Here is a 22,201-nt window from a genome sequence, read left to right as displayed (position 1 = left end):
CCAACGACCCCGAGATTACAAATCACGTGCTCTGGCCAGCTGAGCTAAAGAGGCATTTCCAAAAAGGGTAAGCTGACTATGTCGCACCGCTACAACCATCTACCCTTGCTGCCTTCCGACCCTGGGGGAGTTCGACAGGAGCTGGTCGCATAGGACTTACCCGGGCACAAAAGTACAAAAATCTTCTCAGTTACCAAATGTTTTCTACCTTTTTTGTACAGGAAAATATGAAGGAGAATTTAATATATTGGCTAATAGTTGATTATTTGGAGATGTATTTTATTGTTGTTATATAAAAATAGGGATTTATGTAACCTAAAGTGTGAAATTCGGGTATAAATAGTGACAATTGAAAGCATTTATTAAGGACTAAACGATCCAAACGAACGTATGCAAACAGAAAATAACATGACAGGGGCGGAGTTTCTCTCGGATTTGAATGTATTATTATCCACTAACGTGGGATTAAACAAAAACGTGAAACAAGCTTTAAGGAGATTGGGTGAACACGAGAGAGCCGATCAGGTGTATATCGTGAGTATTAACCATGATATGACTTTCACGATATCGGAGGAGTGGACGAAAAACGGTGAATCCGTGTTCCCGGAAACGGACGAAAAGAGAAGTTTCTACTATGACCGGAAACTCGAGCGGGAGTTGGAAAGGGATAATTATATATATATACGGGATGTAAACGAGGTGACAAACGAGGGGTTAAAGAATATCATGCATGCCATGCAGGTACGGTGCGCGATATTTTTACCGTTATATATATCGAGTCATCTTTTCTCGTTTTTATGCTTGAGCCGCTGCCATGACGAGGAGCCGTGGACAAAGGAGGAGATTGATTTTTTGATTCAGGTGGCATCTGTACTGTCGGGTGCGTTGGAGAAAGAGTTGATATTGCGCAAGCTGGTGAAACATCACGCTCTTTATCAGGATTTTATCGAGAACCGGGTGGACTACATTTTGAGGCTTAACAGGCATCTGCATATCAGTTTTTCCAACAAGACCTTTTACTCGTTATTCGGTGACAGCCCGGACGATGTTATCGGGTGCAGGATAGGGGATTTGATGACGGAAATGGATATCTCTTCCAAGCAGTTGGAGGCGGTGACAAAACATACCGATACCTTGTTGACCTTCCATGCCCAATTGGCGCGACGTGACGAGGTGGTGTTTATCGAGTGGTACGCTTATCCCGTGCGATTGGGACGGGAGCACATCGAGATTCATTTGATCGGGCATAACGTGACCAAATACAGGGAGGCGGAGAACGAGTTGAATTTATTGAAGACGGAGTTGCAAACTTTTTCCGAATCCATGTTTCCCATGTGGAAATCTATCCATGAGGGGATTACGTCCAACGCGGATGAAAAGGATGAGTTGACGGGTAAGGCGGAGACATTTAATCGGCTCTACAAGGAGCTTTTGTCAAAAATTGGTTATAAATTTGCGGCGCATGCATATAGATCATAGCGAATACACGATACTTTTGGCGGATGATTCCATCTCGAATCTGGAGAAAATGAAGAGTCTGCTTGCCGGGGAGAATTTCAAGTTGATAACCACTCTGGAGGCGGACGAGGTATTTTTACTCGCTAAATTGAGGATGCCGGACTTGATCATTGTCCGCCTCGGGTTGGAAGACGGCAAAGGTATTGTTGTCGTGCGTCAATTGAAAGAGAGTACTTTAACCAAGCATATCCCGATACTTTACATGACGCTTCCCAACCGGCACGAGGATTTTCGAAAAGTGGCGGATTACGAGGAAGTGGAATTTATTTCCCGTCCGCTGAGTAAAAAAGAGTTGATGCTGCGTATAAACAATCAGTTGCTTTTACTGGAATCTCAACGAATTATTGCTTGTCAGAACGAGAAAATTCAAAATGTGGTACGTTCCAAAGAGAAATTGTATTCGGTTATCGCGCATGATTTGCGCGCCCCGATCGGGACGTTGAAAATGATTCTTGAGGCGATAGATCACCAGAAAGAGAAAATTCCGGATTCCAATATCAAGCATCTGATCAAGATGTTGCAGGAAACAACGGACGAGGCGTATTTGTTGCTGGAAAACCTGTTGCTGTGGAGCAATAGCCGGAACGGGGTATTGAAACCTGTTTTGCAGACGTTCTCTTTTTCCGAGGCAGCCAAAGATGTCGTGATATTGCAGGAAAATATCGCCGAGGCCAAAGGGATCAAAGTGTACAATCACTTGGATAAAGCTTTTCCGGTTCATGCCGATCTAAACATGATGAAAACCGTGTTGCGCAATTTACTGTCAAACGCGATAAAATTCAGTTACACGGGCGGGGAAATAAACATTGACGGGGAGGAAAAGGACGGGTATCTGATCGTGTCCGTGCGAGATAAAGGGCAAGGAATAAGTGAAGAGCATCAACGGGATCTGTTCGCGGACGGCTTGCATTTCATTTCTTACGGGACTCAAAAAGAGAAGGGTAGCGGGTTAGGACTGCAACTTTGCAAGGATTTCGTGAAAATGAACCACGGGAAGATATGGTTTAACTCGAAGGAGGGTAAAGGAACAACATTTTATTTTTCCATTCCCGTGTCCGATAAAGTCCCGAATTAGGACACTTGTTGAAGTTGACTCTTCCCGGATTTCAACGCTTTATACATTTTGAGCGCACCCCACGCGTCTGTCGCGGCGTAATGAACTTGGGCGGGTGTAAGTTTCGGGGCTTCCCAGTTGGATGTGCGTTGTCGTTTTGAAATCTTTACATGAAATATGATAGACATGAGTTTCGAGAAAGACATTTCCTCGATCTTGAACGCTTTGGCGAAAATCTGTAAGTCCAGAAAACTGGCAGGAGTAAAGTTCCCCAATTTTCTCAACCCACGGATGTCGTCCCGTATGCCCACGCCTACTTTCGTGACCTCCTCGTTTGCCAGAAGTGCTTGCAATTCTTTCGGGAATCCGCACTTGTTCAAGCGGAATAGATACACCCGCTTATCTGTTGCCAACTGGAGCAAGCCGACTTGGTGTGTCACTCCTTTTTTGAATGCCGGTTTCGTCTCCGTGTCGAAACCGATGTAGGGATACGAGAGCAAATCTTCCACGGCCGCTTGAACCTTATTCTCGTGATCTATCACGACGATTTCTCCGTCAAACGTGAAGAGCGGTAACTCCTCTATCTCCTCCTCACTTATCTTTGTCTGGTATTCCATGTTTAGTATCTTGGATTTTATTGGGGTTCGCTCGTGTCGGTCACTTTGAAAATCGCCAGATGAATCGCTCTTAACACGCTGGCACAGGATTTACCCCAGTATAATTCAAAACTGTTATTTAACTGCCACAGGGCTTCCGCTATCACGTCGACCATGCCGCTGCGATAAGAGGAAATAAAATTCTTTAGATCTTGGTATATATCGCAGAGCTTCTCCGATATCGAGTTCACGACGGGAGTTTCGCTGTATTGCATATTATCGTCAAAAACTTCAAGATACTCGTCATGTTCCCCGAGTATCCCGTGCAGGGATGCGAGCAGCATATTATAATCCTCTTCCGTCACCGCTTCGTCCAGCATACCCATTTCGTCACTCTCGCAATCCGGCAACAAACTCCCCTTCAAATAGATTAACGGGATAAATTTCTGCACTTTGGAGAGAAAATCATTTCTTTCTTCCTCTTGCGCGGATTCTAAATACCCGCAAAATTCCTTTGCCACGGCCACAAATTCAATGACCTCCTTGCTGTATCCCACGTGTTGTAAATCGTCCATAACGTTTTTTATTTTCTACCGCGAAATTACCAAATATCTTAGACTATACGTAAAAAGCAGACAAGTTTTTGGTAATTATGGTAAATTTTCCATGTAAAGAAAGTGCGGTTACGTCCATTAGCGAAGTAACCGCACCGAGACTAGCAACAATCTACATTCACTTTTTCCTAGTTGTGACACCGGGAATTCCCTCTCTCCTAATGCTAGCAATCTCTTTAGTTTCACCGTTTCATCTCACGTTCCCTCCGGTGAAATTGTACTATTGATACGCCCCGCGAGAAAAATCGTTTTAGATTTCCAGTTAAAAATAGATAAGAATATACGTGATGATACAAAAATAATTTCTATATTTGTCCCCGCATCCGGAAAGGTGCAGGAGTGGCTGAACTGGCACGCCTGGAAAGCGTGTAAACCTCTAAAGGGTTTCGGGGGTTCGAATCCCCCTCTTTCCGCTGAAATTGAGATGAATGAGAGTTGGAACAAGTGTCTGACTCTCTTTTTTTTCGAGGGATTCGAACGAAGGGACGGCGGGGTTCGTAACGCGTTCTCGAGGAACATTGTTCCGAGTCATCCCCCTCTTTGACATCCCCTTCCCCAACCTTACAAGTGCTGCTCTTTCGAGGCATAAACCTATCATGAACGCAGATTTACGTCTATGATACGTTCATGGTACGTTCATGATACGTTCATGAGGTTGCGAAGGGGTAGGGTAAGGGGAGTACAAGGGGCGTGGGGAGAGGTTTTATTTTAGAATGATTCGTTGATTTTGGTGTTTTGTATATTTTTTATATTTTTGAAGCCGTCAATGTTGCTGGTTTGTGCAACTTTTTTGGCGTATTTAAACGTTATGCGAAAATGATGATAGCAGAGAAAATACTTCGTATGTTTGGTGAAACAGAAGAGAAAGCTTTTCGGTTGCTATACGATACGTATTATAAAACGTTGGTGCTTTTCGCGAATCAAGTGGTGAATGATAAGGAGGTGGCGAAAGATATCGTGCAGGATTATTTGGCTAAATTCTGGGTCACGAAGCCTTACAAGACATTGAAATCCGGTTTGGATAAGTATATTTTTCAAGCGGTTAAATTTTCAGCTATAACTTATTTGAAAGAAGCGCGGCGAAAAGAGGATTTTTACCAATCTTTTTCCCGGGAAGTGATGTCTGAAGAAGACACGATACAACTGGAGGAGCAGGTAGATATTATCAAGGTCGTTTATCAAATGATTGATTTGTTACCCGCGGAGCGGCGTCAAGTGTTTATGATGGTTTTTGTTGATGGTATGTCTTACCAAGAAGTGGCGGAGCGGTTGGAAATCTCTAAGAATACCGTGAAAACCCAGTTGTCAAGGGCATTGAAATTCCTTCGTAAGGAGATGAAAGATAATGATATACCTTTCCTTTTTATTTTTCTGGTAAAAAAATAATTTGTTGCTTGTCACCCTTTAGGTACTTTTTATAGATTTTAATATGGATAGGGAATGCGTGATGGCATTTCCACGTATGTAAGTGTATAATAGTAAAATGAGAGAAATGAAAGCAATAGTTTTTTTGGAGTTATTGATATTTTTATTGCCTTTAGGGCTTATTGCCCAAGAGGAGATGAAGAAAGGGCAATCTAGCGAAGTCGCGATATTAAAACCTCAAGAGTTGCCCCGCGATTGGCATTGGGGATGTATGGAGGTCGATACGGTTTCCGGGGCGGATATATATAGGGCTTACGATTACCTGAAAGGACGGGAACCCAAGGCGAGAACCGTTGTGGCTATTATTGATGCCGGGGGAGATGTGACGCACCGGGATTTGAAAGATCGGCTTTGGGTGAATCGGAAAGAAATACCCGGGAACGGTATTGATGATGACAATAACGGGTTCGTGGATGACGTTCATGGTTGGAATTTTTTGGGTTTACCCGATGGAAGTGATGTCCCCGGAACCGTGGCGGCGGATTGGGAATTTTTGCGTTTATGCGATAAGTTTGCGAATGTTGATACAATGAAGCTTTCGAGGAAGGAAAAGGCGGAGTATCGTTATTTTGTCGAGTTGGTTATGCCTTTTTCTACTTTGCGTTTGTATCCGGATTCATCGAAAATTTATCGAAAGAAGGTTGAGGTTATGCACGAGAGGCAGAAAATGCGCGAATCCGTGGGTGATGATTTGAATAGTTTGAAGATACGTTGTTACGGAAATAATAATTTGCTTGGGGCAAACGCAATGCACGGGACGCATGTAGGTGGAATCGTGGGTGCGAAACCGACCGATGAATCGGGTGCGAACGGGATAGCGGATGTAGAGCTGATGTTCGTACGAATGCTCGGGAAAGGTGACGAGCAGGATAAGGATGTGGCATCGGCTATTTATTATGCTGTGGATAATGGAGCTCGGGTGATTAATATGAGTATTAATAAATTCTTTTCCCCGAACAAGAAGCTGGTGTATAAAGCTATGCGTTATGCCGAGAGTAAAGGGGTATTGATAGTGAAAGCTGCCGGGAATGATAGTTTTCCGTTAGATGAATATCCTGGTTATCCGAATAAATTTTTAAGCCGGAAGAAAACGTTACGGAATTTTATTTGTGTCGGTTCGATAGGTCCATATGGGGAGGTTTCCCGTTTCAGTAATTACGGGAAAATCAGTGTTGATCTTTTCGCACCCGGTGAACATATATATTCTACCGTATTGAATAATCAGTATAAAGAGTTTTCCGGAACCAGTATGGCGGCTCCCGTGGTTACCGGGGTGGCGGCTTTAATATGGAATTATTTCCCGGAATTGACTGCGGAACAAGTAAAACAGGCGATTTTGCAAGGTGTGGAGTCGTGGAAAGGGCGTCGTGTTGATTTGCCTCGTGCTTTTGGAGGAAGGAAGAGCGTGGCAAAAGTGGTGAATTTCGAAGAATTGTGTGTTACGGGGGGCGTTTTGAATGCATTGCAGGCAGTGAAGATTGCCGAACGTATGGCGGGAGAATAATTTTTTCATGGAACAATTCTAAATACAAAAACGAGATTCAATAAAATGGATCTCGTTTTTTCTTTCTTGTCCATATACAAAATAATAAGACTTCTTTATTGAATATCAGCCAGAAGACCTTTATTGGGCTTCTGGCTGTATATGGTTGTGAATCCTCCATCAGAATGGATTGAGGAACAACACCCGACAAGCACCCGACAAGTTCTGTTGCAATACAAACTTTGATTCGTGTATTGGCAGAACGGCAATTATCAATTAAAGACATGCTTGCGGTCATGAATTTAAAAGACCGAGAGAACTTTATAGCAAATTATCTGAATCCTGCCATGAAAGAGGGTTTTGTTGTGATGCTCTACCCTAATAATCCTAAACATCCAAGGCAAAGATATCTGTTAACGGTAAAAGGATTGGCGGTTTATAATTCTTTGCCAAGTGATTCTTGATAGATTTTAGATTTATGATTTACGATTTTGGATTGAGTTTCATGCTTTGAGTTTGGCTATGATTTTTCGTTCCATTTCTATTCCCTCGTGTTAGTAATTGTGTTATTCTTCCATCAAAGATACATTTTTTCGATGATATAACTTGATTCCTGTTTTTTCTTGCAAAAATATTTGCTCTGCTGTCACCCTTTTGTCTTTTTTTGTAGATTATATATAAAAAGCGAACGTGAATGAGAGAAATTGAAGATATATTGGTTGATTATTTCGGGGGTGAGGAATTGTCCGCGAGTGATTCGGCGAAGCTTGAGAAGTGGCTTCAGCAAGGGGATGGTGCGAGGATTGTTCAAGTATTGGACGGAATGCGAGTGGGAAAAACGTTGCAGGAAGAGTTGGAGCGGGATGCCGAGGCGGGAATGGAGGCTATCCGACGTAGGTGGAGAAGGAGGAATCGGCGGCGTAATTTGTGGTATGGCGGGGCTGTGGCTGCCGTGGCGTTGCTCCTGATCGGTTTGACGTTCTTGTTTAAAAGTCCCGTGGTGGTGGAGAGGGCGAATACCTTTGCCGATGATTGTACTTTGGTGACGTTGAAACTGGATAACGGGAAGGTCCTTCCGTTGCGTGCGGGGCAAATAAATGAGGTGATCGTGAAGGATAGTTTCTTGCGTATAGAGAATGATAATAGCACGTTGATATGCACGAATGATGGTGGCAAGGAGGAGAATGAGGAGGTGGCGTACCACACGATCACGGTTCCCGCGGGAGCGGAGTACCGGGTGCTTTTGGCGGATGGGACAACGGTTCATTTGAATGCGGATTCGGAGTTTCGCTTCCCGGAGGCGTTTTCAGGGAAAAATCGGGAAGTGTATTTGAAGGGGGAAGGTTATTTCGAGGTAGCTAAAGATTCGGCAAAGCGGTTTATCGTGCATGCGTTGAACATGGATGCGACGGTGTTGGGGACTTCTTTTAATATTAAGGCTTACCCGGAGCAGGATGATATTATCGCTACGTTGGAGGAAGGGCGTTTGCAAGTGGATTGTGACCATGATCAACGTTTTGAGTTGCAGGCGGGGCATCAGGTGGTGTTTAGCAGGGTGACGGGGAATGCGGAGAAAAAGAGTGTGACGACGATGTATTATACTTCGTGGAAAGATGGATTCTATTGCTTTAACGGGGAGGTTTTGGAAAATATCATGGACGTGCTGGCGAAGTGGTATGGTTTGGAGGTGTTTTATATGGATGAAGCATTGAAGAACAATAAGTTTTCGGGACGATTGAAGCGGTATGATGATTTTCTTTATTTATTGGATAAGTTTGAAGAAACTGGAAATGTTGAATTTATAATAAAGGATAAAGTAATCACGGTAAAAAGAAAAACAGGTTGGAAATAAAGGTTCCAACCTGATAACCATATACTTTCTTGATTTTGGAACGGTCAAAAAGTATATTTTTACTTACTAACAAACAAAAATATGGAGAAAAATCGAATGTGTGTCAATCTTAGGCGATTGATTTTGTATCGTAAGATGTTAATTAACATGAAATTGTTGAGTGTATTGATGTTTGGTTTTTGTATGACGGTTCATGCAACAACCTTGTCACAGGAGGCAAAGGTCTCTTTACATGTGGAAGAAGCTTCTTTGAACGATGTGTTACAAGAAGTGAGTAAACAAGTTGCTTGCGATTTTCTTTATGACTTGAATTTAATGGAAGGGAAAGTTGTGAAGAATTTGGACGTGAAGGATAAGGAGTTTTTGGTTTTTCTGAGCGATCTGTTACCTCGTTACGGTCTGATGTATTCTTATGACAACAATATTGTTGTTATTAAGGTAAAAGAGGAGCCCAAGGACGAGAAGAAGATGCTCATCATCAGGGGAAAGGTCACGGACGAGAAAAAAGCTCCGCTTCCCGGGGTGACGGTAGTGTTGAAGGGAACGAGCCGGGGAACGGCAACGGACATGGAGGGAAGATATACTCTGCCTGTGCCGAAAGCGGATGTTATCGAGGTGATATTCTCTTTTTTGGGAATGGAAACGCAGACCGTGGCGTACACCGGGAAGGATACGATCAACGTGGTAATGAAAGAGTCGTCGAATCAATTGGATGAAGTTGTCGTGGTGAACACGGGGTACGAGCAGGTGGATAAGCGTAAATTGACGAGCGCTATTACCTCGATTAAAGCAGATGATATTCGGGTTCCCGGGTTGAACACGATTGATATGATGCTGGAAGGACACGTGCCGGGTATGATGTTCCTGCAGAATTCCGGACAGTTGGGAGCCGCACCGCGGTTGAGAATCCGGGGAACTTCCACGCTGTTGGGAAACCAGGAACCGTTGTGGGTGGTTGACGGTATAGTCCGAACCGATCCGGTGGACGTGGACCCGACACAGTTGAACGATTTGGACTTCGTGAACTTGTTAGGTAACGCGATTTCAGGGTTGGACCCGGAGAGTATCGAACAGATTGACGTGTTGAAGGATGCTTCGGCTACCGCTATTTACGGGGCTCGTGCCGCGAATGGAGTTATTGTGATCACGACGAAAAAAGGTCGGAAAGGTGCCCCGTCGGTATCTTATGCTTTGTCGGGAACTTTTACAAGACGTCCGCATTATAGCGACCGTAACGTGTATATGATGAATTCCAAGGAGCGAATCGCTTATAGCCGGGAGATGGACGCGGCTTTGTTGGAGTTCCCTTCTTTTAATAGTTGGGTAGGTTATGAAGGTGTTATGCGGGATTATTACCAGAATCGTATCGATTTCAATGAAATGAACCGACAGATTGGTTATTTGGAACAATTGAACACGGATTGGTTCGGTTTATTGGGACAGAATTCTTTCTCTCACAAGCACACGATCGGTGTATCCGGTGGTGGTGAAAACGTGACCTATTATGCTTCTATCGGTTACAATGATGCCAAAGGGACCACGAAACGGGAGGCGAATAAAAGCTATACGGCAAACATGAGTATGTCGGCTCATTTTAATCGATTCTCGGTTCAGGCGGGCATGGACGCTAATGCGCAGGAAAGGGAATATACGCCTACCGAGGTGAACGTGATGAATTATGCTTATCATACTAGCCGTGCAGTACCTGCCACGACCCCGGATGGTTCTTATTGGTTTTATAAAAAAGGTGACTATGCCGGTTCTTATTTTAATATCTTGAACGAGGTGGAGAATAGCTCGTACGATATCAATCAATATTCGTTCAATTTTAACACGACAGTGGGTTACCAGATTATTGATCCCTTGAACTTAAGTGCGACGCTGGCTTATGGTTTTTCGAATTCCGATCAAGAAACTTGGTATGGTGAAAAATCTTATTATATAGGGGATTTGCGTCATGAAGTAGGGACTACCACGGATAGTAGAACGAGTAATCTTTGCCCAATGGGTGGTGAAATTAAGAAACAAAGCGATCAGAAACATAACTATATGTTACGTTTGCAGTTGAGTTACGCTCAAACTTTTCAAGAGAACCACAATTTAAGTGCTATGGCGGGTTTTGAAGTTTCTTCGTCAGAATCGGATCAATTCAAGCATACCCAGAGAGGGTATATGCGTGATCGGGGGGGGATTGTTGCTAAACTTGATAATATAAAAGAATATGACAGTTTTGTAAAATGGATGAATAATAATCCTTCCACTCGCAAGTCGTCGAAATCGAATTTGTTGTCCGGGTACGGGAGCGTGTCTTACGCGTATAAAATGTGGTACGTGTTGAATGCCAATATTCGTTTCGACCAATCCAATCAATTCGGTAGCAGGGCTAACGAAAAGCTTGCCCCGATCTGGTCGTTCTCCGGTCGATGGAATGTTAAGGAAAATATTTTGGAAGGGGCGGATTGGATCAATGAACTTTCTCTCTTGGCTTCTTATGGTTATCAAGGGAATATGTTACCCACTGAGAGTTCAAGGCTGGTCGTTTCGAAAGAGGGGTCGACCAATGCCGGGGGTGAACTTTATGCCAAAATTGTGACCTATCCGAATCCCGATTTGAAATGGGAAAAAACTTCTTCCACCAACGTGTCATTGACATTTTCGCTCTTTAAAAGGAAATTGAACGGTACGGTGTCTTATTTCTACAAAAAGACCAAAGAGGCCTTCTTGACGAAGACTATTTCAACCGTGAACGGACGGTCGTCATACACGATGAACAAGGGAACCGTGGAGAACAAGGGTACGGAAATTTCCTTGAGAATTGTGCCGCTTGATTTCCGTTCAACCGGAAACGTTCGGGGATTTCATTGGTCGATTGATCCTCAGCTCGGCTCGGTGTTGAATCAATTGCTTAACAAAAAGAAAGTGAAAGACAATTCTTTACAGAATAGACCGACTTACGATAAATATTTGAATGGAAGCGTGCTTATCGTGGGGCGCCCGGTGAATACGTTTTATTCTTATCGTTTTGCCGGTTTGAGTGAACGGGATGGTCGACCGATGTTCTATAATACCGGTTCGATGGTGAATGGAGAAACAGAAAAAGGTTGCTACGTGGATGCTAATGGTCTGCCCTTGTTTGATATTAACGAGGAAACGAAAAAGAACGCGGTGGACTTGAGGGAAAAATATCGCGATATGGAACGGGAGGACGTGTTTATGGAAGTGATGGAACATTCAGGAACTCGCGTACCGACAATTCAAGGTGGAATCAGTAATACTTTTTCTTACAAAGGGGTCACGTTATCATTTAATTTGACGTATAGTCTAGGATCAAAGGTTCGCCTTTTGCAAATGTATCCTAATATGAATAAAATAAATAGGTCGATAGCCCCAATTCCAACCGAGAATGTACGCAAAGAGTTTTCCGATCGTTGGCGTCAGCCCGGTGACGAGAGATACACGAATATTCCCGGGATATTATCAGGGATTCAGTTTGATCGTTCGCTATACGAGCCTTGGTGTAATAATAATGATTACAAGTTTGCGGATAATATCTGGCAAATGTATGACAATTCGAATATTCGGGTTGCAAGTGGAAATTTCTTGAAGATGCAATCGCTTTCTTTGCGTTACCAGTTTACGGATGGTTTTTGTCGGAAATTATTTATGAAATCGGCTTATATCGGTTTTGCTTGCACGAATCTGTTTATGATTTGTGACAAGAAGCTGAAAGGACAGGATCCTGCCACGCAGTCGGGAAGTGCTCCTCAGTTGAACATGTCATTGCGTCCGACGTTCTCGTTTAATTTGAATGTTTCATTTTAGTTGATGATTATGAAGAAGATTTTATATTTAATTGTATTTCTGGTATTCGGATGGTCTTGTAGTGACTTTCTGGAAGAGGATGCACAAAATTTGACTTATGTGAATTCGCTCAATGATTTGGACCAGTTGTTGATTGGAGAAGGGTACGCGATAGCATCTTTTGACGAGTGCAGCAATTGGAATGGTTCGGTACCTGCTTGGATGCATCTTTTGGATGATGATCTGCAATATGATGGAGTGGGACTAATGGGGCAAGGTGATCATATGTCATGTTCTGCAATTTACGCTTGGCAAAGAGATCCTTGGAGAGGTGGTTTAACAGATGATAACCGCGGTTCCACGGATAATCTGGCGTGGAGTGAATTGTATCGGCATATCAACGCGTTGAATATTATGCTGTATGAGGCGGAAGAGTTCAAGGATGAACCTGATTATAATCGAATTAAAGGAGAGGCAATGTTTTTGCGTGCCACGTATTACTGGTGGTTGCTCAATATCTATTCGAGGGCTTATGACGTGAAGACAGCGGATAAAGATCCGGGAGTGCCTTTAAAGTTGAGTCCCTACGTGGAGGATTACGAGGAGGAGGGCGGATTTTCCAGGGCTAGCGTTGCCGAGGTGTACAAGCAGATTGTTGCCGATTTGAAAAATGCCGTTCAATGGCTTTCCGGATACGGGAGAAAGTCTGTTTATCGTGCGTCAATGGAGGCTGCCCGCTTGTTTTTAAGCCGAGTTTATTTGCACATGGAGAATTACGAGGGTGTGATTAACGAGTGTGATACGTTATTGCAAGATAATGTTTATCGGTTGGATGATTATACTTTAATCGAGAGTGCTTCACAAAGTCTGATAACGAGTCATTCGCCGGAAGTAATATTTTCTCAAGGAGGTTATCGGTTACGGTATTTTTTTGGTTCAGGTACCATAAGAGGAGATGAAATCGTGTGGGATGCTGATCCTGGGGATAACCTGTTTAGTCCATTTTATGGTGTTTCTGATGATTTGGTAGATGCTTTTAATGACAATCGTTTAGTGCCGGACCAGTCACAGGGTAATGATTTCCGTTATATGGTGGGGATGGCTAAGATACAAGTTGTTTCTTGGAGTGGGTGGTTTCCTGTAATGATACCATATTTATTACCAGCCAAGTTAAAAAAATGGGATGATGGTGGAATATCCGATGTTTTTACATTACGTTTGGCAGAAGCTTATCTGAATAAAGCGGAGGCGTTGGCAGCCGTGGGACGTGAGGATGAGGCTAATCAATTGTGGCAGGAATTACGTCGGTATCGAATAGCGGAACCGGAAGCTGTTGCGCTACATGGGGAGAATTTGATGACGGCTATTCGCGCGGAGCGTAGGTTGGAATTTAATTTTGAAGGATTCCGGTGGTTGGATTTACGTCGATATGCCGTGAATAGCAAGTATCCGCAAAAGAAGGAAATAACTCATAGTTGGCTTGATGAAACTTATGTTTTAGCTCCCTATGGAGAAGATCCGGCTTGGGTGTTTCCTATTCCGGCCGAAGAACATCGTTTGAATAGTCGACTGGAACTCAATGAAGAACGTGAAGAAAGAAAAGCGGTAAAATAGAATTAATATTAGATTATGAAGATATTGAATTATTTGTTATTAGGTGTTGCGTTGTGCTTTGCGGCATGCAATGATGATGATGAAAATTTATCTCCCACGGGAGAAACGAATTGGTTTGTCTTGGAAGATTCGGATGACGAATTAGGACATTTGGCTTATGAGATTTACAAGGAAACGGGTGTTACTATTTTTTATAACGATACAATTGCCAAAGTTCAACGCGGGGTGAATTCACTGGGAGAACCGATGTATCGTTACGAGGTTTTGGGGATTAATTATAATGTAAACTCTCATTATAATTACATGTATCCGTTACTTACGGAACGGGATAAGATAAAGCAAGGGATGGAATTTTTACGTGATGAAGTGATACCGGGATTGCTGAATGGAGCTTCTCCTTGTAGTTTCTTGTTGGTTGATTCTTTAATAAATAAAAGTAATGTTAATGAGAATACACTTTATTTGAAAGATGTATTTAAAGCAAGAAGAACAACTTGTGTTGCTTTGTATGAGAAGAAGGAGACAGAAATAGATAAAAAGAGTTTGGGCGCAACTGTATTGGCGGAAGAGTATGCGGCTTACATGAATGGGATGGAGTCTGATAATCTGACAGTTTTTTGTTCTTTTTCCGTGGGGAAAGTAGATAAGGTAATGAATAAACCGTTGTATGAAGTGTCCATGAAAGAAACGAATAAAGATACGGATTGGGATGAAGATTGTCGTAAATTCGGTTTTTTGTCGTATGATAAAGGAAAGAAATTTACAGTAAATAAAAAGACCGGTAAACTAACAGAATATACTTGTCCTACGGTAATTCAGGATATTGCCGATTACGTGAAAGAAGTGTTGCTGGGAGATGATGCGGCGTTTGAAGAGAAGTATGGTGAGTTTAAATTGTGTGTCGAGAAATACAAATTGATGAAATCGATTGTATCGGAATTGCAGGAAACACTTGGGAAACGGTCGGATTTATGATAAGATATGGAGTGATTTTGGGGATTTTATTTTGGGCGGGATGTACTGCACCGGGTACCTGTCGGATGGAATTGACGGCAGAGATTAAAGGATGTAAATACGGAACGGCACTTCTTGTAAGTGCCGATTCCGCCCGAAATGTTCTTTTTTCTTCCGAGATAGATGATGGAAAAATCTCGTTGAAAGGAAATTTGCCGGAACCGGGAGAGTATATATTGAAAATAAATCACTGGGAACATCCTTTGCTATTGGATGAGGGGAAGACGAAGGTTGTTATTGATATTATTAATGAAAGGGTAAACTTGACGGAGGGGAAAGTAAGGGAGATGAATCTGTTGCTCGAGAAATGGATGGAGGAGAAGTACAAGCCGGAAGAGGAACGAATCGGACGGGAGTATAGGGAGGCGCGGAAACATCCGGAAGATAAAGTTAATTTGGACGAAAAAACAATTGAGTATTTCGGGTTGGAAAGAGTAAAATACGGTGTTGTTCGTGATTTTATACAAGCGTATCCTGATTGTATTTTCTCGGTATATCAGGCATTGGGTATGCTGAATAGGGATTACGAGCGAGGGATGGAAATGTACGCGTTGCTTTCGCCAGAAATGCAGCAGTTGACATTGGGTAAACGATTGTATGCAGAAACGCAGGTATTTGCTGGTTTAGCTTTGGGACGTGAAGTTTCCCCGATCGAGGTGGAAACTGAAGAAGGAAAAACAGAGGTGATAGAACGTTTTCCGGGGATATGGGTGCTTGATTTTTGGGCATCTTGGTGTGCACCTTGTCGCGAAGAAATGGCTTATTTGAAAGAGATGTATCCGGAAGTGCATAAATTCGGGGTAAATATGATTAGTATTTCCATGGATGATAAGGTCGAGGCTTGGAAGAAAGCGTGTGTGGAGGAACAGATTCCTTGGAAAAGCGTGCGGAATATATACGGTTTTAAGAAAGGAAAAGGTGTTCGAGAGCAGTTTAAATTTAATAGTATACCATATATTTTATTGATAAAAGATGGTCGTATCGTTGCTCGTAATTTGAGAAATTGGCAGTTGAAAAAGAAAATCATGGAGTTGTTACAAGAATAGTACGAGATGAGAGTATATTTTATTTGTAGTATATTATTGTTTGTTTGTTGGTTGATGCCATGCATACTTTTCGCGCAAGAAGATGAACGGTTTGCTGAAATGGCAAAGAATTATCAACAGGTGATTGATGCGAATGATATTGCCGGTTTTGAGGAGGCTTTGAGTGCCGCACATGCTCAAACAGAGAAATTAATGAATACTCTTCCGAAAAATGACACTAGGGGTATGCGGATTAGAGAGATAAAAGAGGTTTTTGCGTATGCTTGTGATTTCTTGAGAAAACGAAGGGCGGAGCGAACTGTTGTACATGGTGTACTAGAGCGTTTGTATCCGGGGTTTGATTTGGATAGTCCGGATTTGGAGTTGTTGCCGCAAGAGATGCTGGTGGAGTTGATAGATGATTATTTGGAGGTGTATAATGTGGTTCGAATGAATTTGAGTGGTTGTTCATACGTGTTATTTAACGTGAAAAGTGAGAAAATACGTAATGCTTACGTGTTGCCCTTTTTGAGGAGAACATTCGAACAAGAGGGATACGGGAAGAAAGTGGCTGAGATTTGCGAGAATGTGCGCTGGTGTTCCAAGACTCCGGAAACCGTGAAAGAGGTGGAAGCGTTGGTGGAGCAATACCGTCCGCTTCAAGCGGGGGCTGCCGCTCCTGAATTCGTGTTGGAAAACCGAAAGGGGGAGAGCGTGAAACTCTCTGGTTTCAAGGGTAAACATGTGTTTATAGGAGTCTTTTCGGCAGGAATGGAGGAGAACGAGGCAATAAGTCGGTTCATGGATTTACCCGATGAATATAATAATACCGATCGGTTCGTGTACCTCTGTGTTTGTTTGGGGAAAGCGGATGCACGGGAGGCGTGGAGAAAACAGGTGGATGAAAAGGCGGGTAAAGTAGACTTTCTTTTCTGTGATGTGGAAAGATGTTCTTTCGTGCGGGATTATTGTATATCCCGGTTGCCTCGTTACGTGTTTGTCAACAAGGATGGTTCTTTGAGAGATGCCTGGTATATAGCTCCGGGGATGCCCGAGTTTTCTCATCAATTTGGAGATAAGAAAACTCTGAATTTGCTCGATATGTTGAAGTAAAATAGAATTTGTTTGATTATGAGATTAGTGATAATAGCTATACTGTTGTATTGCGCGTGGGGATGCTCAGAAGCCGGGGGATATTGTTTTACGATGAAAGGGCGTGTACCGGGTATGAAGTATGGGACGGTGTTTATTCGCGCGAATGATTCCGAATCACGTGTTTTGGCATCTGCGGATTTGGATAATTATGAGTTCATTTTGAAAGGGGAGTTGGAGGAACCGGGATGTTATGTTTTGCAGGTGAATGATAAGAAGATGACGGTTCTATTGGACGGACAAGAGTTGGTCGCAGAATTTCTTGAAGGAACTCATTTGAAGAATTTGAAAGGTTCGCCCGCCCAAGACTGTTTCAAGAAATATGAAATGGAGATGGAAAAAAAAGCAAGCGAGATGCAGAAAAAGCAAGTAAGCGAGATGTTGGAAAAGCAAGCAAGCGAGATGTCGGAAAAGAATGTTAGCATGGAAAATATATTTTCGTTTGAAGCTGAAGATGAACTTCAACAGTTGAGGTTTAAGGAAACTTGTATTTTTATAGAGGAGAATCCGGATAATATAGCTTCTGCCCATATTGCATTGATGGAGATGAAGAACGATTACGATAAGGGTATAAAGATGTATGAATTGTTGTCGGAGAGAGTGAAGCGGTTGGAGATAGGCAAGGCGTTGAAACGGAAATTGGAGCGGGTGGAAAGTGTGGCTAACGGGAAGAAATTTCCCGAAATAGAAGTGTGTTCGATAGCAGGAGATTCGTTGACATTGAAGGATTGGGGCGGAAGCGTGTACGTGATTGATTTTTGGGCATCTTGGTGCGGTCCCTGTCGGGAGGAGCTTCAATATTTGAAGACGTTGTATAAAGAATTGGAGGGGAAAGGCGTGAAGTTCGTGAGTGTGTCGTTGGATAATTCGCCGAAGGCTTGGGCTCGAGCCAATGCGGAAGAGAAGTTGGAGTGGTTAAGTGTTCGTAACCGGTACGGGTTTGATTTGGAACGAGGAATATGTAAAGCTTTGGATATTAGAAGTATTCCTTTTATTGTGGTACTAGATAAAGATGGAACTGTCGCGGGGAAATCTTTGCGTCGAGAAGTTTTGCGGAATAAATTGTTGGAGATGTTAAAATAATGAGTATGAGAAGTGTAGTATGCTGTATAGTAGCGTGTTTGGTGCTACTACAAGGGGAGTTGCATGCCCAAACATCTTACCCGGAAATAAAGAAGATTTACGAGAATGTGGACGGGACGCTTTCAATAGACAGCTATATGCAGGCGTTGAAAGGGATGGATGCCCGGGCTAACGAACTTGTGCGTGGGATTGATGATACCCAAGAGAGAGGGCAAGCCACGTTGTTGTGGCACGCGTACCAGCGGGAAAATATTTTTCGGTATTGGGAGGCGATTGGTGGGAGACCTGCAGATTTGCAAAAATTGCGCCCCTGTCAATTGAGTACGGATCCGGATGTTCCCGAGTTGGAATTGTTGTCACCGGGGGATTTGAAGAACGTGTTGGATTGGTATTTCCGGGTGAATAAGGGGAGTACAAGTTATACGCGTATGAAGGAGTGCTTGTATGGCATCAAGAGTGAAAAAGTGCGTCAGATTTACGCGTTCGGATTGTTGGAGCGGGAGTTGCAAGTGAATGGGATGAGTAAAGATCTGGAGCCTGTATTTGAAGTTTTCAGATGTTGTATGAAAAACCGGGAAATTGTGGAGCGGGTGAATGAATTGGAGAAGATGTACACTCCTGTTCGGGAAAATGCGATCGCACCCGAAATCGTGTTGCCGGATGACAAGGGAAATACGTTTCGATTGACGGACTTTCAGGAAAAATGTGTGTTTATTTGCGTGTGGGCGTTGGATAGCGTGAATGGTGCTGATGAGTTGGATACGTTTGCTGAAGCGAAAAAAGTGAATGAAAAATGGGGAGAGGGCGGTATCGAGTTCGTGAATATTGCCGTGGGCGCGAGTGAAGATATGGACAAATGGAGAAAAATATTGACGGGGAAAAAACCAACGGGGTGGATGATAAACTTGTTTTGTGACAAGACTAAAAGTGCTTTCATGAAAGATTACGTGATAGGGGCTCTTCCGCGTTATATTTTCGTGGAAGTAGACGGTGTATTGCGCTCCGGGTGGTTTATTTCTCCCGTTAATCAGTCGTTGTTTAAACGGGTGTTCGTGAAAAGTCTTTTGTTCTACAAACGAGTTGGAATATAGGATGTTATTTTAATGATAGATGTTTGTTTTTATGTTATCACAATGTTTAATTTTAAATTTTTAAAAATGAAAAATTGTTTTGTATTAGCAATGTTACTGTCCTTGCTTATTCCTTCCGCGGGAGAGAGTTATGCAGGGGAGTTGTTCAAAAAAAAGAAGAAAAAAGAAGCAACAGAGGAGGTGAAACAACCTGTTGTCAAGAAGAAGAATAAATACGAAACTTTGATGAAAAGCCCGGGAATCGTTACCGCGAAAGGTGATTTTTTGACGATTCACAAAGTGGGACAGAAGATTTATCTGGAGTATCCTTTGAAATATGTGAATCGTGAAATATTAGTGGGAGGAACCGTGTCCGCTACTTCGGAGCCTTCATTACTTAACGTGGGTTATAAATACAATGATCCTAAGCTCTATCGCGTGATTAAAAAAGATTCTGCAATTGTTTTCAATAAACCCAATTTGGCGGCTACCGCGGGAGAAGATAAACCTTGGGTAAAGAAGGCCATGGAAAAGAATTATATCGATATACCGGCAAAATCGTTCTCGATTCATTCGTATAACTCGGATAGTTCTGCCGTGGTAATTGACGTGACTTCCTTTATAAAGGAGGATAAAGAACTTGCCCCGAAAGTTAGCGGTGGAATGATAACTTCATCTCCAGTTTCAAGTAAATTTTCTTTTGAAGGTATAAAAGCATTTGAAGATAATGCATCTGTGGAAGTTTCTCAGCCGGTAGAGGCTTATATCGCAACATTATTTGGCAAAATAGATTTTGGACAGGTGTCGACTCGTTCGGTGATTACTTTCCTTTTGTTGCCGGAGGCTAAAATGAGACCTCGCATTCAGGATTCCCGTGTCGGAGTTTTTTTCACGGTGAACTCTGCAAGTGATAGAATGCAGTTGCCTATTCGGAAAATATCTCAACAAAAAGACGGATTTGATACTTATATTTTGTCGAACCGTTGGCGTTTGGAACCCAAAGATATGGAAGCTTGGAAGCGCGGAGAGCTTGTTGAACCAGTGAAGCCGATCGTGTGGTATGTGGATGATGTTTTTCCTGACGAGTGGAAAGGTCCGATTAAAGAGGGAATTTTGATTTGGAATAAGGCTTTCGAGAAGATAGGTTTCAAAAACGTGATGGTTGCAAAAGATTTCCCGAAGGATGATCCTAATTTCGATCCGGATAACTTGAAATACACGTGTATCCGTTATTGCCCGAATGCAGTGGCAAATGCCATGGGACCGTCGTGGGTAGACCCGACAACCGGAGAGATTATCAATGCTTCCGTGATTGTATACAATAATATTGTAGAGTTGATTAATAACTGGCGTTTTGTTCAAACCGCGCAACTTGATCCTCGCGTTCGTGCCTCTAAGATGCCGAAAGATGTTCTTGACGAGTCTATCGTTTATGTTATTTCTCACGAGATCGGGCATACTTTGGGGTTGATGCACAATATGTCAGCTTCTGCTTCAATTCCTGTGGATTCGTTGCGTTCCGCTTCTTTCACTCAAAAATACGGGACAACTTCTTCTATCATGGATTACGCTCGTTTCAATTATGTAGCGCAACCGGGAGATAAAGGAGTGAAATTGACACCTCCCGAACTTGGTGTGTATGATTATTACGTGATTAAGTGGTTGTATTCTCCTGTTCCGGAAGCGAAGGATATGTGGGAGGAAGCCGAGATTACACAAAAATGGCTTGACGAGAAGGCTGGAGATCCTCTTTATCGTTACGGTCGTCAGCAATTGATGTTTCGTATCGACCCGAGTGCATTGGAAGAAGATTTGGGTGATGATCCGTTGAAAGCAAGTACCTACGGGATCAAGAATTTGAAATATATCTTGAGCCATTTGAACGAGTGGATTGAAGATGATGTGGATTACACTCATAGAATGCAACTTTACAAAGCTATTCAGTCGCAGTATACGCGTTATTTGTTGAATGTGCTGTATCAGGTTGGTGGTGTGCATTTGACACAAGTGAAAGATGGTACGGCTGGTGCGGCTGTGGTATCTGTGCCGCGTGCAAAACAAAAGGAAGCGTTGGCATGGGTGATTAAAGAATTGAGAAATAGTGACTGGATTAATCTTCCCGAATTAATCAATCAAACGGGATTGGCTGTATATCCGTCTGCAAAGATTGTTGCCGGAATTAGTAAGGCTATCGTTGCTAAAGGAGGACATGTAATTTTGTCTTCTCATGTTTCAAAAGAGAAAAATCCTTATACAATTGGTGAATTCTACGACGATTTGTATGCCGGCGTATTTGCTCCCACGATTCAGGGAAGAAAATTAACTGCAGCAGATAGAATAATTCAAGAAAATATTTTCAAGAATATGGCTGCTATCTCTACTAAGTACCTAAGTAATAAAGGAATTCAAAGTTTGAATCCATCTTTGGCAGAAATTGAGGCTTACGAGTTGTGTCCTAAAGGATTGATGGAGGTGCTACATAGTCATTCCCAGAATATTGAGGAAGAATTCGGAATGAACGTTTTGGCACCTGAAGGGTTGCCCGTGCAGTTTGGACAGGGAGCTTCGCCTTTCCAAGGTGAGGTGGAAATTGATGCTATTAACAATAGCTTTGGGTATAATCAGGCCATGTTGAAACGGGTTGTTACTTTGTTGAAGGGTAAGTTAGCATCAGCGAACCGTGATGATAGAGTGCATTATGAAGGTTTGATATCCGTGTTGGAAGAAATGAAGAAAAAGTAATTAGCATTTTATGCTTATTTTATAAGATGAGGAGGTTGTCCCTTTCGGGATAACCTCCTTTTTTGATGATTGATATTGTTTTGTTAGTAAAAAGAAAGCGACCTCGTCGCGAGGTCGCTATGTCAAGGAATCAAACTAAGATCACTTTTTTTGGTGCG

Annotated in this window: 16 protein-coding genes, 1 tRNA gene and 1 other RNA gene; 15 read left to right on the top strand and 3 right to left on the bottom strand. The window is 42.7% G+C overall.

Features of this window, described 5'->3' with window-relative positions:
* Positions 1-62: 62 nt before the first annotated feature.
* Positions 63-162: signal recognition particle sRNA small type (ffs, locus tag Q5866_RS11635), an RNA gene on the bottom strand.
* A gap of 228 nt (positions 163-390) precedes the next feature.
* Here ffs and Q5866_RS11630 point away from each other — a divergent pair.
* Both Q5866_RS11630 and Q5866_RS11625 read left to right on the top strand, forming a co-directional pair.
* On the top strand, positions 391-1,479 hold the full coding sequence (locus Q5866_RS11630; protein ID WP_303180381.1) for a hypothetical protein: 1,089 nt from the start codon (positions 391-393) through the stop codon (positions 1,477-1,479).
* On the top strand, positions 1,463-2,593 hold the full coding sequence (locus Q5866_RS11625; protein ID WP_303180380.1) for a hybrid sensor histidine kinase/response regulator: 1,131 nt from the start codon (positions 1,463-1,465) through the stop codon (positions 2,591-2,593). Before Q5866_RS11630 ends, Q5866_RS11625 begins: the two co-directional genes overlap by 17 nt.
* Here Q5866_RS11625 and Q5866_RS11620 read toward each other — a convergent pair.
* Entirely contained in the window at positions 2,590-3,189 is a 600-nt protein-coding gene (locus Q5866_RS11620; protein WP_099290503.1) for a 3'-5' exonuclease, read from the bottom strand. The two genes, Q5866_RS11625 and Q5866_RS11620, sit on opposite strands and share 4 nt — an antisense overlap.
* A gap of 17 nt (positions 3,190-3,206) precedes the next feature.
* Complete coding sequence (locus Q5866_RS11615; protein ID WP_099290502.1) at positions 3,207-3,743, bottom strand: DUF5063 domain-containing protein; 537 nt, start codon at positions 3,741-3,743, stop codon at positions 3,207-3,209.
* A 364-nt stretch (positions 3,744-4,107) separates the two neighbouring features.
* Here Q5866_RS11615 and Q5866_RS11610 point away from each other — a divergent pair.
* The 13 genes from Q5866_RS11610 to Q5866_RS11555 all read left to right on the top strand — a co-directional run bounded on the left by Q5866_RS11610 (position 4,108) and on the right by Q5866_RS11555 (position 22,043).
* Positions 4,108-4,195, top strand: a tRNA-Ser gene (locus tag Q5866_RS11610).
* A gap of 403 nt (positions 4,196-4,598) precedes the next feature.
* Complete coding sequence (locus Q5866_RS11605) at positions 4,599-5,168, top strand: RNA polymerase sigma factor (protein ID WP_303180378.1); 570 nt, start codon at positions 4,599-4,601, stop codon at positions 5,166-5,168.
* A gap of 106 nt (positions 5,169-5,274) precedes the next feature.
* Complete coding sequence (locus Q5866_RS11600) at positions 5,275-6,711, top strand: S8 family peptidase (RefSeq protein ID WP_303180376.1); 1,437 nt, start codon at positions 5,275-5,277, stop codon at positions 6,709-6,711.
* A 263-nt stretch (positions 6,712-6,974) separates the two neighbouring features.
* A complete protein-coding gene (locus Q5866_RS21085; RefSeq protein ID WP_368502034.1) occupies positions 6,975-7,154 on the top strand; it encodes a Fic family protein in 180 nt (59 codons plus the stop codon).
* Between the two features lie 230 nt (positions 7,155-7,384).
* Positions 7,385-8,542: a FecR family protein gene (locus Q5866_RS11595; protein WP_303180375.1), complete on the top strand. Its 1,158-nt coding sequence runs from the start codon at positions 7,385-7,387 to the stop codon at positions 8,540-8,542.
* A gap of 81 nt (positions 8,543-8,623) precedes the next feature.
* Positions 8,624-12,364, top strand: a complete 3,741-nt coding sequence (locus Q5866_RS11590) for a SusC/RagA family TonB-linked outer membrane protein (RefSeq protein ID WP_303180373.1) — start codon at positions 8,624-8,626, stop codon at positions 12,362-12,364.
* 9 nt (positions 12,365-12,373) lie between these two features.
* Entirely contained in the window at positions 12,374-13,957 is a 1,584-nt protein-coding gene (locus tag Q5866_RS11585) for a RagB/SusD family nutrient uptake outer membrane protein (protein WP_303180371.1), read from the top strand.
* 15 nt (positions 13,958-13,972) lie between these two features.
* Entirely contained in the window at positions 13,973-14,932 is a 960-nt protein-coding gene (locus Q5866_RS11580) for a hypothetical protein (RefSeq protein ID WP_303180369.1), read from the top strand.
* On the top strand, positions 14,929-16,017 hold the full coding sequence (locus Q5866_RS11575; RefSeq protein ID WP_303180367.1) for a TlpA disulfide reductase family protein: 1,089 nt from the start codon (positions 14,929-14,931) through the stop codon (positions 16,015-16,017). The genes Q5866_RS11580 and Q5866_RS11575 overlap by 4 nt, the downstream gene beginning before the upstream one ends.
* Before the next feature lie 6 nt (positions 16,018-16,023).
* Positions 16,024-17,109 carry a peroxiredoxin gene (locus tag Q5866_RS11570; protein ID WP_303180365.1) on the top strand — a complete coding sequence of 362 codons (1,086 nt, stop codon included), beginning with the start codon at positions 16,024-16,026 and terminating at the stop codon, positions 17,107-17,109.
* 18 nt (positions 17,110-17,127) lie between these two features.
* A complete protein-coding gene (locus Q5866_RS11565; protein WP_303180363.1) occupies positions 17,128-18,231 on the top strand; it encodes a TlpA disulfide reductase family protein in 1,104 nt (367 codons plus the stop codon).
* A gap of 5 nt (positions 18,232-18,236) precedes the next feature.
* Complete coding sequence (locus Q5866_RS11560; protein ID WP_303180361.1) at positions 18,237-19,322, top strand: redoxin domain-containing protein; 1,086 nt, start codon at positions 18,237-18,239, stop codon at positions 19,320-19,322.
* Between the two features lie 66 nt (positions 19,323-19,388).
* Positions 19,389-22,043, top strand: coding sequence for a zinc-dependent metalloprotease (locus tag Q5866_RS11555; protein WP_303180360.1), 2,655 nt, complete (start codon positions 19,389-19,391; stop codon positions 22,041-22,043).
* Positions 22,044-22,201 lie beyond the last annotated feature (158 nt).

Source organism: uncultured Butyricimonas sp. (assembly GCF_959596855.1).
Lineage (GTDB): Bacteria > Bacteroidota > Bacteroidia > Bacteroidales > Marinifilaceae > Butyricimonas > Butyricimonas muris.
Note: the sequence above shows the minus strand (reverse complement) of the source record. Positions and strands in the feature narration are given on the sequence as shown.